Raw genomic sequence first — 13,301 nt, 5'->3', positions numbered from 1 at the left:
ATCAGAGGTTTTTTATTATCGCGCTGACTTTCAGTGACGTGTGCGTCGATTTTGTATCGCAATGGATGTCGAATCCGACATCTTCTGGCGGGAAAGTGTACGGTTTGTCTGGGTCCGAATGCGCCTTGTGCCATTCCGGGCTTCCCTCGTTACCGTAGGCATAGGAGTAATAGGGCCGATCGCCGATACCCAAGACTTGGGTCGGAACGCTGATCTTTATTCCAAAATGTAAATTGTGTTTATGGTGCTTCCAGCCGAGACTCAGATAATTGAAACTCGAATTGATGAGATTGGACATGAAGTTTTCATCAAGCTCGAGCGTTTCAAAGCCAGTCTGAGCTTTTAAGATTTCGTCTGGATACGTCGAAAAAGATGAGAAGCCAAACACGTCCTCGCCCGTAGTGTAGCTGCTCGATAGCGTGAAATCTTGATCCGAGTTGTTTTCGAAGGTAATAATCAGTGGCCCCATCTTATTCTCCAAATATTAGTATTCAGTCCATGGTGCACGCCTAACGTTTGCGACCATAGCTTGATAAAATTCATGATGCAATTAAATGTCGTGGCCGAAGGTGGAGGCTATTCTTCTTGGACTAAGCTCAAAGAAGGAGCGAGATTTTGTTTCCGCGGTGGCGTTCTAACCGTCCGGCGAGTTCAAGTTCCAATAATATGATGTGTATCATGCGTGGCGGGGCGCCTGAAAACCGGATCAATTCATCCAGATCGACCGGCGTTGGTCCGAGCGCCGAGATGATTTTGGTGCGCAGCGTGTCATCGGGTTCCTGCGCGCTGGAAAAGAGGTCTTTTTCGGGCTCGGAGAAGTCGTGATCAAACGGCAGAACCGGTTCGATCCGGCCGCCCAGTCCCTCCAAGACATCCTCTGCATTACGGACCAAGGCCGCGCCCTGGCGGATGAGGCCATTGGCGCCCTCAGAGCGCGGGTCCAGCGGTGAACCAGGGACGGCAAAGATGTCCCGGTTCTGTTCGAGCGCAAAGCGGGCAGTGTGCAGGGACCCGGATTTCTTGGCAGCTTCAATGACGATCACTCCAAGGGATACCCCGGAAATGAGCCGGTTGCGTCTCGGAAAATCCCGGCCGCGCGGCTTCCAGCCAAATGGCATTTCGCTGATTGCTGCCCCGCCGTGATGCAGAATGGCGGCAAGTAAGCGGTCATGGTCGTTTGGATAAAGCACATCGATCCCACCGGCAAAGACGGCGAGAGTGCCGGTTGGGAGTGCCGCTTCATGGGCGGCCGCATCAATCCCGCGCGCCAAGCCAGATGCAATGACGAAGTCGGCCGCGCCCAGGTCACGGGCGAACAAGCCGGACAATTTGCGGCCCGAAAAGGACGCATTGCGCGCGCCGACAATTGCCAGTGTCTTGGGGCGGGCGGTCAGTGATCCGCCTTTTACGGACAAAAGCGGCGGCGGGCCATCGATATGACGTAGATGCGGCGGATACTCTGGTTCGCCTAGGGCTATCAGCCGGGCGCCCATTCGGTGATGCGCGTCAAGTTCGGCTTCCGCGTCTTCTGTTGAGCAAAGGCGATAGCTCTTCTTGCCGCCGCGCCGGGAGAGTTCGGGCAGCAGCTGAAGGGCCTGTTCGGCTGATCCTGTGTGGTTCAAGAGATCGCGGAAAGTGGTCGGGCCGACATTTTCGGACCGTATTAAGCGGAGCCAAGCAAGACGCTGGGCCTCGGAGAGGCAAGGTGTTTTATCGGTGGCCGGGCGGGTCACCCGTCTCCCGGCGCCGGTTCAGACGGCGGTTCTGTCGCGAGCTTGGATTTTTTGCCGATCTTGCTCTCCTGACCTTTGAGAAGACGCCCAATATTCTCGTGATGTTTGGCCCAGAGCAAGAGCGTGAGCACAAGAAACATCTCAGCCAGTTGCACCTGATTGAAGACAAAATACAAAATGACCGGTGTGGCGGCTGTTGCCGTCAGCGCAGAAAGCGATGAATAGCGGAACAGGAAAGCCATTCCGACCCAGGTCAGTGCCGCGATCAGGAACATCGGCCAGTAAAGACCCAGCAAAATACCGAGAAACGTCGCAACACCCTTGCCGCCCTTGAATTTCAGCCAGACCGGGAAGAGGTGGCCAAGAAAAGCGCCAAAACCAGCAATCAATGCCGTGTCCGGTCCGAACTGCGCAGCAACCAGAACGGCAACCGTGCCTTTCAAGGCGTCGCCCAAAAGGGTTGCGGCTGCCAGCTTCTTGCTGCCGGTTCTGAGCACATTTGTGGTGCCGATGTTGCCGGAGCCGATCTTACGGATGTCGCCATGCCCGCCAAGCTTGGCGAAGATCAGTCCGAACGGAATGGAGCCAAGCAGATAGCCAAAGGCGAGGGCGGCCAGATAATAAGGCCAGGCAAATTCCCAGCTGATCGGATCAGGCATTTTTTGGTGTTTCTTCCCAACTACAAGACCTTGCCGCTTTCGAAAAACGTGATAGCGGCCTTTCGGTACAACTTATAACCTTGCCATCTTGCAGGGCAATTCCAGATTTGGAATTCATGCAAGCCACAAATGAAAACTGGAGAAAATCCTTGAACCTGACAGATGTAGACTGGTCGCGATTGCCGGCGCCGGAAGATGACGGCACGGCGGCGCATGTCGAGGGGGCGAGACTGCCGTCGACAGAACTAACGGCTACGGATGGCGGCCGAGTCGATCTGACGGATCTCTCAGGGATCACTGTGATCTACATCTACCCAAAAACCGGGCAACCGGACACTCCGTTGCCAGATGGCTGGGACATGATCCCCGGCGCCCGGGGCTGCACGCCGCAATCCTGCGCCTTCCGGGATCACTTCAAAGAGCTGTCGGCGCTTGGGGCAGAACACATCTTCGGCCTATCAACCCAATCAACAGCCTACCAGTCGGAGGCTGTCGAACGATTGCACCTGCCGTTTCCACTGCTATCGGATGAGGATCGTGTCTTTGCCAAGGCTCTCGATCTGCCGTCCTTCGAGGTCGAAGGCCAGACGCTTTTGAAGCGTATAACCCTGATTGTGAGGGACGGCATCGTAATAAAGGCCTTTTATCCGGTGTTTCCACCCGACCGGAACGCTGCCGATGTCATGGCGTGGCTGGAAGACAACCAGGCCTGACATCGATCGGAAGGTTACTCACCCATGTGCAAAAACCGTCTTGCCGCCGACCACGGTTCGCATCACTCGGCCTGAGAAACGAGCGTCTTCGAACGGGGAGTTTTTGGAGCGCGAGCGGATGGCGCTCTTTTCCAGAACCCAGGGGCGTTCGGGGTCAAAGACGGTGACATCGGCCGGGGCACCTTTTGAAAGGCGGCCGGTTTCCAGTCCCAGGCGGTTGGCCGGATTGACAGTCATGCTTGCCAGCAAGATCTTCAGATCCACTTGCTCTGAATGATAGAGCCTGAGGGCGGCTGCGAGCAGGGTTTCGAGGCCAATTGCGCCATCTTCGGCTTCTGCCCATGGATGGCGTTTGGTTTCCACGTCCTGCGGGTCGTGATTGGAGCAGATGATGTCGATGGTGCCATCGGCAATGGCGGCGATCATGGCTTGCCGGTCGTCTTCATCGCGTAAGGGTGGCGACATTTTGAAGAAGGTGCGGTAGGCGCCAATGTCGTTTTCGTTGTGCGTCAGGTGATTGATCGAGATGCCGGCGGTGATGTTGAGGCCCCGGTCCTTGCCGGTGCGGATGACATCGGCGCTGTCGGAGGTCGAGATCAGGTTCGCGTGGTACTTGCCCTTCGACATGCCGACAAGGCGCAGATCACGCTCCAGCATGATGATTTCCGCTTCCCGCGGCACGCCGGAAAGGCCTTTCCAGCTGGCATTCAAGCCGGCATTCATCACACCGCCAGCCAGATCCGGATCTTCGGTATGGTGGATGATCAACGCATCGAAATCACGGGCATAGGTCATCATGCGTCGCAGAATTTGCGGGTTCTTTACCGACTTGTGGCCATTGCTGAAGGCGACCGCTCCGGCTTCCTTTAAAAGGCCGATCTCGGTCATCTCTGTGCCCTCAAGTCCTTTCGTGAGGGCGGCAAGCGGAAGAACGTTGACGCTCGCTGTGTCGCGGGCGCGCCGGTGGATGAAGTCGACCAGGGCCGGATCGTCGATCACGGGATCTGTGTCCGGCATGGTGCAGATGGTTGTGATTCCGCCAGCGGCTGCTGCTTCCGAAGCGCTCGCGAGCGTTTCGCGGTGTTCTGCGCCCGGTTCCCCAACCGAGACGCACATGTCGATGAGCCCGGGGCAGGCGATGGCGCCCTTGCAGTCGATGACGTCTGCGCCATAAGGCGCGCCCTGGTTGGCCGCTTCCGGGCCAGCGGCCAGGATCGTGCCGTCGGCGATGATGATCGAGCCAGGCGCGTCCAGATCGCGCGCCGGGTCAATCACTCTGGCGTTGGAGAGAACCAGAGGTTTGGGTGTGTCGAGTGCCACGATAATTGTCCTCTGGTTGACTTATGATGTTGGCAGGTTGGCAGCGAGGGCTTCGAGCACGGCCATTCTGACGGCCACACCCATTTCCACCTGCTCGCGGATGAGGCTCTGTGGTCCGTCGGCAATGGCTGGATCGATCTCAACACCCCGGTTCATCGGGCCAGGATGCATCACGAGCGCGTCATCCTTGGCGTGGGACAGTTTTTCTGCGTCCAGCCCGTAGTAGCGGTAGTATTCCCGGACGGACGGAATGAAGGCGCCGTTCATGCGCTCGCGCTGGAGGCGCAGCATCATGACGATGTCTGCACCTTTCAGCCCCTCACGCATGTCCTGAAAAACTTCGGCGCCCATCTGGGCAATGCCGGATGGCAGGAGCGTGGAGGGGGCAATCACCCGGACCCGGGCGCCAAGCGCGTTCAAAAGAATGATATTGGAGCGGGCAACACGGGAATGGGCAATGTCGCCGCAGATCGCCACCGTCAACCGGGCGATCTTGCCCTTGTGACGGCGGATGGTGAGTGCATCCAGCAGGGCTTGAGTCGGGTGCTCATGCGGGCCGTCACCGGCGTTGACCACTGCGCAACCGACTTTCCGGGCGAGCAGGTGGACCGCACCGGCCGCATGATGGCGCACGACCAGCAAATCCGGGTGCATGGCATTGAGCGTCGCCGCAGTATCGATCAGCGTCTCGCCTTTTTTCACCGAGGATTGGGAGACCGCCATGTTCATGACATCGGCCCCCAGCCGCTTGCCTGCCAGTTCAAACGAACTTTGGGTCCGGGTGGACGCCTCAAAGAACAGATTGATCTGGGTCCGCCCTTCAAGCACCTGCTTGCGCTTGTGCACCTGCCGGGAAATCTCCACGGCCTCTTCGGCACGGTCCAGAAGGCCCAGTATTTCGTGGGGGTGAAGACCCTCAATGCCCAGCAAATGACGATGGGGGAAAGGGTTGTCTCGATAGGATTCTTGCTCGCTCATCGAGACCATTCCTTTAGGCGAAATCGGACGTATGCACAAGGCAAGATTTAGGTCTCTGCCCGCTGTCCACATGCAGTCTAAAACTTTGATCAAACGGACAAATTTATAAGTTTGGCACTTTGTACAATGCGGATGTTGATCCGCTTCGCATATCGCATTGCATCAAATCCGGTTGTTGCCACCAGATGATTTTTTATATTACGTTTACGTAAACGGAGTGAGTAAAAGCGCCGGGTGGGAGGAGATAATCGCATGGCTGGTCAGTTGGACACCAGAATTGAAGACGCCGATGACACTGGAATTGAAGCGTTTGCAACCCATGATGTGATTAATCAGGCACCTGAATATGGTGGGATCAATCTGGCAACGGGAGATCCAATCTTGCGGGCCTGTCTGGCAGGACATTTAGATGATGGCGTGTTGGCCGATGTCGAAGCACAGGGAGCCGAGACTGGATCCCATGAATTTTTGGAGCTCGGACGTCTGGCCAACACCCAATTGCCGGTTCTAAAGACCCACGACCGCCGCGGCCGCCGATCGGACCAGGTGGAGTTTCATCCCGCTTATCATGACCTGATGCGCCATTCTTTTGCCGGAGGACTGCACAGCGCACTGCTCGATGGCGGTGTTTCAACTCAGATCAGTCGGGCGGCCAAGTTTTTCCTCACGTCTCAAGCTGAAACGGGGCACACTTGCCCGATCACAATGACCAATGCGGCGGTTTCTGTCCTGGCAAAGTATCCGGAGGTCTGTGCGGATTATCTGCCAAAGATGCAAACCCGGACCTACGATCCGCGCTTCCTTCTCATATCGGAAAAGAACGGCATCACCATCGGCATGGGCATGACCGAAAAGCAAGGCGGAACCGATCTCCGGGCCATTTCATCGACGGCAGAGGCCGGCAATCAAGGGCGCTATGCCATTACCGGGCACAAGTGGTTCTTTTCTGCGCCGATGTGCGATGCATTCCTCGTACTGGCAAAAACCACGACCGGGCCAAGTTGTTTCCTGATCCCGCGCATTTTGCCGGATGGCCGGGTCAACGACCTGCGCTTTCAACGCCTGAAAGACAAACTTGGCAACAAGTCCAATGCCTCGTCCGAAGTTGAGTTCCACCGTGCGGAGGGGTATCTGCTTGGAGACGAGGGGCGGGGGATCGCAACCATCATCGATATGGTGACCCCGACCCGGATCGACTGCGCGCTGGGGTCTGCCGGGCAAATGCGGGCGGCGCTTAGCCGGGCCGTGCATCATTGCCGCCACCGTAAGGTCTTTGGTGCCTATCTGATCGATCAACCGCTGATGACCCAGGTCCTCGCTGACATGGCGCTGGATGTGGCGGCGGCGACCGCACTGGCCATGCGACTGGTGCGGGCCGCAGCCAGGGCAGATAGCGATCCGGTGGAAGCTGCTTACGCAAGGCTGATGACCCCGGCGATCAAATACTGGATCTGCAAGACCGGGCCTGCGCTGACCTATGAGGCGCTCGAATGCCTGGGCGGTAATGGTTATGTCGAAGACTTCGATATGGCACGGATTTATCGGGATGCACCGGTCAATCCGATCTGGGAAGGGTCAGGCAATGTGATGGCGCTGGATGTGCTCAGGGCGCTGGGCCGTCATCCGGAAGCGCCAGGTTTGGTTCTGGAAGAACTGTCGTCCAGCGGCGATCCATCCATCGTAACTGCCTGCACTGACCTCCAACGCCTGGCTGCGCAAGCAATTTCCGACAACGGTCAGGCGCGGATACTGACCGAACGGCTGGCACTGACCGGTGCTGCGGCTGCGCTCAAAGAACTGGCGCTGGATGATGTCGCGGACGCCTTCGCCAAAACCCGGCTTTCCGGCGGCTGGCGAACGACCTACGGCATGCTGCCGGTTGGCATCGATGCCGCGGAAATTGTTGAGAGCCTTTGTCCGGCAGCAGCCTAAAGGCGTTGCCGGTAAAACTTGAACGCCTAACGCTGCATGAAATCAAAGCTTTTTAGGCGATCGGCGGTGACGTGATTAAAGAATTCTGAAACGCCTTAGGTGAACAGCAACAGCGCTGCAGGAATAGTCACAGTCGCGGCCAAGGTTTGTAGTGTGATGATCTCAGCCATCAGCTTGGCATCGCCGCCCAATTGACGTGCGAGCAGATAAGAGTTGCTGGCGCAGGGCACAGCCGATGCGATGATGACGACGGACAGTGCCGGACCGGTGACGCCGTAAAGTTGGGCAAAAAGAAACGCCAGCAGCGGCATGAACACCGGGCGCAGGAAAGTTCCCATGGTCAGCGCCGGGCCGGGGCGGCGCAGGGAGCTGAGGTCGAGCCCAGCACCGACACAGATGATACCAATGGGCAGAGCCGCGCGGGCAAATATCTCCAGCGTATCGTCCAGGATCGTAGGCAGGCTCAAACCGCTGAGGTTCATCAAGACGCCGGCAAAGATCGACAGGATGAAGGGATTGGTGAAGAGGTCTTTGAGGATCTTGACGAAATTCGGTTGGGTGCCGCTGGCGTAGCGCGACAGCACAACAATGCTGGCCCCGTTCAAGATCGGGATCATGAACACCATGGCGACGGCCAGCATGGCAAGTCCGGTTTCTCCGCCGATGTTGGCGGCAATCGCCAGCGCGATCATGGCGTTCCAGCGCAATGTTCCCTGAAAAATGGATGTGAAGCGGACCGCAGGAATGCCCCAGATCCGTTCAATCAGTGTTCGAGCCGCGAGCAAGGCAACGGCCAGAGTCACGATCGCTGACAGCAGTGCGGCACCCATGTCGAGGGTCGGGACACTGGAAAAGTCGGCCAGCGCAATGGTCCGGAAGAGAACGGCCGGGAAGAGGACAAAATAGGCGAGGCGCTCAACCCCAACCCACTGCTCACCGCTGATCAGATTGGCACGTGCGAGCAAGTACCCAGATGCAATGACCAGAATGACTGGCGCAAGGGCAAAGAAAATCATCTGCATTGATGCGCTTTCAACAAAATCTGAGTGTCATGCGGATGGTGAACCTGTTGGAATAACAGGCCCAAAACACAAGTTAGGATCCGAGGCCCATATGGCCGAGGCGGTCCAGGAACCCTTGAAGAATGTAAGCAGCGGCCATCTTGTCGACCACTTCGGCCCGTTTTGCGCGGCTTGAATCAGCTTCCAGCAGTGTCCGGGTGACGGCCGCTGTTGATAGGCGTTCATCCCACAAGGTGATCGGCAGCTCTGTTTTTTGCGCAAGATTGCGGGTAAAGGCCCGCGTTGCCTGGGCTCTCGGGCCTTCGGAACCATCCATGTTGAGCGGCAATCCCAGAACGATCCCGCCGACCTCTTGATCAGCACAGATCTTCAAGAGCTGTTCTGCGTCTTGTGTAAACTTTTTGCGCCGGATGGTCTCCATCGGGCTCGCAATACCGCGGCCAAGATCGGAGAGGGCAAGGCCAATGGTTTTGGTGCCGAGGTCCAGTCCGATCAGGCGTGTCCGCTCCGGGACAGCTGCCAAAAAGTCGTCAAGCGATAGGGTGGGGTCGTTTGCCATGGCCCCGCATGTATCAGCACGGCGATGGCCGATCCAGCCCGTCGTTGCGAAAATCGGCGGAGGACAGCAATTTTCTACCTCCGACAGGGCAATAGGTGATTTCCGTTCAGAGATGAAAACGCCCAGCTCGGCTTCAATCAGGCGAGATCGACATAATACGCAATACCTTCATAGGAATACTGCCCGAGGGTTTCGATGATCGTGTCCCGCTCTGCTTCTGAAACCGTATAGAAATGGGTTCCGTTGGCGGTGTTGTAAAATCTATAAAGGGCCTGTCCGTCCGCGCTGCCATCCGATGAAGCGTAATAACTAATACCTTCCAGAACATAGTTTGGCAGCTGACCCAGTACAGAGTCCCGTTCTGCTTCGGAGGCCGTATAAAAGTGAATTCCGGTATCAGCGTTTAAAAACCGGTAGACAGCGTTTCCGGTGTTTGCCAGGGCGTTGCTGTCGTAACTGTTGCCTTCGTAAACAAAACTGGGCAGCGTTTCGATGACAGTGTTTCGTTCTTCAATGTTTGAAGTGAAGAAATGCGCACCTGTGTTGGAATTGAAAAAGCGGTAAATCTGATGGGCGCTGTTGTCTGTGTCAGATGGCTCGATCAGGGATGTGCTGATATCCAGTGTGCTGCCGGAAAATTGCAAACTTTCGAAATTCTCAACCGTGTCGGTTCCATCGCGGCCAGAGACCGCATCGCTGACGATGAGTTTGCCGTCACTGCTTGTGAAGATGGCGTATTGGTCCCGGGAACCGGAAAAAATCGCGGTGTCGAGGCCGTCGCCTCCGTCAGCAACATCATTGCCGCCACCGCCAGTTACGATGTCGTTTCCAGCTCCACCGAAAAAGCTGTCACTTCCTGATGTGCCGTTGAGAATATCGTCACCGCCAGTGTCGCCAAAACGGCTCTGCCAGAGATCCGCGCCGATCAGAATGAGATCCCAATCCTGCGGATTGACGACGGTTGTGGTTGCGAGTTGATCGAACCTTGCTTTTACGACAGCAAGGCTGGACGGTTCGGTCGCCAGAAAATACGCAGTTGTTTCATTGATTGAGCCAAAGCGGTTTGCGATTGACGTAATCATGGCGAGCGCCGACGCGTAATCCGGATGGCTGATGTTAAAGGCTGTCCCGGTTCCCCATTTCTCTTCGATGACCGTTAGAAAGGTTTGCAGAGTTGGGAGCAGCGAACTGGCAATATATTGCTCGCTGTAGAGATCGACGATGTCGTTTGCATATTGCTGACCTAAAACTGTGTCGTTCAGGAAGGATCTGTCAGCGGCGTAAGTTGATGCAAGAACTGGGTCCAGGTCTGGCCGGCTCGCACCAACATATTGGCTCAATCGCACATACTGGGTGTTGTCTATTGCGCCGGTGTCACGTGCCCTCTGAAGAATTTGCGACAGGGCCGACTGGGCAAAACTGTTGCTGCCGGCGTCAAGCTGAACAATTCCAAATGAAAATCCGGCGTTATTGCCGCCGTGTGATTGACCTAGAAGCGAATTGGGGACTGCAAAAGAAACCCGATAAACGGTCGCCGAGTTTCCTGAGTGCTCAGTTCCGAGCAGGATTTGAAAAATTTCCTCTGAAGTAATACTCGGCATAGGTCCTATAGCCCGGAAATTGGCCGCTCTCTGGGATTTCGCTTGGTCAAATAACAAACATGTGGTGCTTTAAGAACCTCTCATGAAGCGGTTGAAATTCTATTTCCAGCTGCAGGAGAATTTTCAAGAACGTATTTGGGCAATTTGCCAGAAGGGTGGGAAGAAACCTTCATATGTCAGCTTGTCAGCCGATTTGGGCGATACTCGAATTAGTAGCCCTTTGCATGTCCTTTCAGAGGTGAAATGAATTTCAGATTCACGTCCGGATACGTTCACGACAAGGCCAAGCTCACGCAACTTTATCATCCGTTTCGCGAAGGTAGGGGTGCCCTGTCGGGCCGGGCTGCTCGTCGAGCCAGACCAACAATTTATCCAGCGGTAGGCTGCCGGTAAAATAATAGCCTTGCAGACAATTTGCGCCCAATTGAGTTGCGAACTCAGCTTGGAAATTCGTTTCGATCCCTTCTGCCACGGTGGCGCAGTCGAGGTCTTTGGCCATGGCTATCGTGGACGCCAGAATTGTCCGGATTCGCGGGTCTTCGCTGGCTCCGGCGATAATGGATTGGTCGATTTTCAGAAAGTCGACCGGCAGATTTGCCAGCCGGGTAATGTTTGAATATCCGATGCCAAAATCGTCTATGGAGATTTTATATCCGAGGCTGTGAAGCCGATTGAACGCTTGAACCGCCCTTTCTTCTGAGTTGAAAAGTGTGTCTTCGGTCACCTCGAATTCCAGGTGCTCAGCACTGAATTTCTGGTCGCTCCGGATCGCTTCAATCTTGTCCGCGAAATCGCCGGTAACAAAATGATCAGACCCGATGTTCACCGACATCCAAAGATCATGGCCTTCCGCGCGGATAGCCGCCAAATCCCGCATCGCCGTCGCCACGACCCACTCGCCAAGCCGGGACATTGTGTGCGACCCCATCAATGTCGGAACCCAGAATTTGGGCAGAAACAGGCCAAGCTCCGGATGATTCCAGCGGGCGAGCGCTTCAACACTGATGACTGTGCGCCGCTTGGTACAGATCTTTGGCTGGTATTCTAAGAACAGTCCTCCGGTCTCGATGGCTGCCGTCAGTTCCCGCCGTATCTCGCCGATCGACTTTGTGCCGATAAGAGGAGAGTAAACCTGGGTCCGGTTTTTGCCTGACCGTTTGGCATGGTACATGGCGATGTCCGCGCGCTTCAGCAGCTCCTTCAGTTCCACGCCGTCACTCGGAAACTGCGCGCAGCCGATGCTGGCTCCAGGCGTGATGTTAAGTTCTGGAACAGGTTTAGAGAGGGCTGCCTGAACTGTATTCAGAAACGCACCGATCGCTTGATCGCCCATCAGACCCTGGATCATTACAATGAATTCGTCACCGCCGATCCTTGCCACGATGGGTGAGGCATAGGGTTTTGAGCCTTGAAGTGCTGAGGCGACATCACCCGCCACTTTTGACAGGATTTGGGCACAATTTTTCAGATGCTGATCGCCAGTGTGGTGGCCATGAAGATCATTGATTTCTTTAAAATTATCGAGATCTACGAGGAGGATTATCCCGCCGCGCTTGGGTTCGTTGGCCTCTTTCAGGATAGCGCTGGCCCGGAGTTGTAAATGCTTCCTATTCGGCAACCCTGTTACATGGTCGCAAAACGCCAGCTTTTCTATCTGATCATTGGCTAGCGTCATGCGTTGGACCAATCTGTTGTAGCTTTCGCACACCTCCTTGTTTTCGTGAAATTGAACCAGACTTCTGGGCATGTGCAGCGGTGACAATTTCTGATCAAGGGCGCCCTTGTGCATGGCGCCTGCCAACTCTTCAATTGGCCGGGACAAAGACCGGGCAAGAAACAAACCGATTGCGAAAATCAATACCAGGGCGATGGCTATCGTTGGGATCAGGGAGGCGTGAACCTGGTCAGCCTTGGAATATATTTCGGAAATTGGCTGTGGCACCATAACGCCCCAGCCTGGGCCTTGAACGGTTGTGAATCCGGCAATCATAGTGCGTTCGACTGCTGGCGAATAGAATTCTTCTATGCCGGATTCGCCATTCATCATTTTCGCGACGATTGAGAGGCTGGCGAGGTTCTTTCGGGTTTTCATCCACTGATCTCGTGGATGCGCAATGACGTTTCCGGAGCGGTCGACAATTGCGGCGTGGCCTTTTTCGCCAAAAACGATACTTTTGCCCTGAGCGACTATGTAGTCCGGCGCGATCAATCCGATCAGAAAGCGGTCGCTTTTTTCCAGGGTGAGATAGATCAGGTTCTCACCGGCTGCAGTGGACATGATGTCCGAGTAACTCGGTTTTCCGGGCTCGGCTGTTTCAATCAGGCTGGTTAGGACCGACTTTGGAATCGTGACCGTGTCGACGGAACTTTCTCCGGCTGTGTAGATGACCTGACCACCGGTCTTATAAGAAATGATCACACCTTTGATTTTGAGCTGATCAAATAGCTTTGCATATTCACTTGCACCGTTGGATTTCATCAAACTTGTGCCGACTGCCTCAACTGCGGCAACCAGATTGTGGTGATAGTGGTCCAGTGTCGCAGCGGCCTTTTGCGCCAGCAGGAGATGTCTGTCTTTAACCTCGGAAAATTCCCGCGATACGGTTTCGCGGTACGACCAGGTGCTGAAAACGACGGTGGGCAGCAAGGCAGCCAGCAAAAAACAGAAAACCACATAGCTTCGGATTTTCATTTCTGACACCCTTTTTATCGCCGAATGGGACACAGCCACAGGAAACAGGTTGGTTTCTTATTTGTTGTCTTTTGAGTCTGTGCTTCGTCTTC

The 13,301-nt window shown here is 55.5% G+C and carries 11 protein-coding genes; 2 read left to right on the top strand and 9 right to left on the bottom strand.

What is annotated here, in order from left to right:
- Window position 1: 1 nt before the first annotated feature.
- The 3 genes from FJ695_RS20175 to plsY all read right to left on the bottom strand — a co-directional run bounded on the left by FJ695_RS20175 (window position 2) and on the right by plsY (window position 2,392).
- Window positions 2–469, bottom strand: a complete 468-nt coding sequence (locus FJ695_RS20175; RefSeq protein WP_141187109.1) for a hypothetical protein — start codon at window positions 467–469, stop codon at window positions 2–4.
- A gap of 127 nt (window positions 470–596) precedes the next feature.
- Window positions 597–1,733, bottom strand: a complete 1,137-nt coding sequence (gene dprA, locus FJ695_RS20170) for a DNA-processing protein DprA (RefSeq protein ID WP_141187108.1) — start codon at window positions 1,731–1,733, stop codon at window positions 597–599.
- On the bottom strand, window positions 1,730–2,392 hold the full coding sequence (gene plsY / locus FJ695_RS20165) for a glycerol-3-phosphate 1-O-acyltransferase PlsY (RefSeq protein ID WP_141187107.1): 663 nt from the start codon (window positions 2,390–2,392) through the stop codon (window positions 1,730–1,732). The genes dprA and plsY overlap by 4 nt, the downstream gene beginning before the upstream one ends.
- A gap of 149 nt (window positions 2,393–2,541) precedes the next feature.
- On the opposite strand from plsY, the gene FJ695_RS20160 reads away from it, so the two are divergent.
- On the top strand, window positions 2,542–3,105 hold the full coding sequence (locus FJ695_RS20160) for a peroxiredoxin (protein ID WP_247653690.1): 564 nt from the start codon (window positions 2,542–2,544) through the stop codon (window positions 3,103–3,105).
- A gap of 18 nt (window positions 3,106–3,123) precedes the next feature.
- Here FJ695_RS20160 and FJ695_RS20155 read toward each other — a convergent pair whose 3' ends face one another.
- Both FJ695_RS20155 and FJ695_RS20150 read right to left on the bottom strand, forming a co-directional pair.
- Window positions 3,124–4,425 (bottom strand): dihydroorotase, encoded by a 1,302-nt coding sequence (locus tag FJ695_RS20155; RefSeq protein ID WP_141187105.1) that lies wholly within the window; start codon window positions 4,423–4,425, stop codon window positions 3,124–3,126.
- A 21-nt stretch (window positions 4,426–4,446) separates the two neighbouring features.
- A complete protein-coding gene (locus tag FJ695_RS20150) occupies window positions 4,447–5,403 on the bottom strand; it encodes an aspartate carbamoyltransferase catalytic subunit (RefSeq protein ID WP_141187104.1) in 957 nt (318 codons plus the stop codon).
- Between the two features lie 252 nt (window positions 5,404–5,655).
- Between FJ695_RS20150 and FJ695_RS20145 the strand changes: the two genes are divergently transcribed.
- The gene (locus tag FJ695_RS20145; protein ID WP_141187103.1) at window positions 5,656–7,335 is read left to right on the top strand and encodes an acyl-CoA dehydrogenase family protein; all 1,680 of its coding nucleotides are present in this window, start codon (window positions 5,656–5,658) and stop codon (window positions 7,333–7,335) included.
- Window positions 7,336–7,430: 95 nt separating this feature from the next.
- On the opposite strand, the gene FJ695_RS20140 is transcribed toward FJ695_RS20145, so the two are convergent.
- The 4 genes from FJ695_RS20140 to FJ695_RS20125 form a co-directional block, all read right to left on the bottom strand.
- Window positions 7,431–8,357 carry an AEC family transporter gene (locus tag FJ695_RS20140; protein ID WP_141187102.1) on the bottom strand — a complete coding sequence of 309 codons (927 nt, stop codon included), beginning with the start codon at window positions 8,355–8,357 and terminating at the stop codon, window positions 7,431–7,433.
- A 73-nt stretch (window positions 8,358–8,430) separates the two neighbouring features.
- Window positions 8,431–8,916, bottom strand: a complete 486-nt coding sequence (ruvX, locus tag FJ695_RS20135; RefSeq protein WP_141187101.1) for a Holliday junction resolvase RuvX — start codon at window positions 8,914–8,916, stop codon at window positions 8,431–8,433.
- Window positions 8,917–9,053: 137 nt separating this feature from the next.
- Window positions 9,054–10,517: a hypothetical protein gene (locus FJ695_RS20130; protein ID WP_141187100.1), complete on the bottom strand. Its 1,464-nt coding sequence runs from the start codon at window positions 10,515–10,517 to the stop codon at window positions 9,054–9,056.
- A gap of 289 nt (window positions 10,518–10,806) precedes the next feature.
- Window positions 10,807–13,209 (bottom strand): EAL domain-containing protein, encoded by a 2,403-nt coding sequence (locus FJ695_RS20125; protein ID WP_141187099.1) that lies wholly within the window; start codon window positions 13,207–13,209, stop codon window positions 10,807–10,809.
- Window positions 13,210–13,301: the final 92 nt, after the last annotated feature.

It is taken from the genome of Labrenzia sp. PHM005, assembly GCF_006517275.1.
GTDB lineage: Bacteria > Pseudomonadota > Alphaproteobacteria > Rhizobiales > Stappiaceae > Roseibium.
Note: the sequence above shows the minus strand (reverse complement) of the source record. Positions and strands in the feature narration are given on the sequence as shown.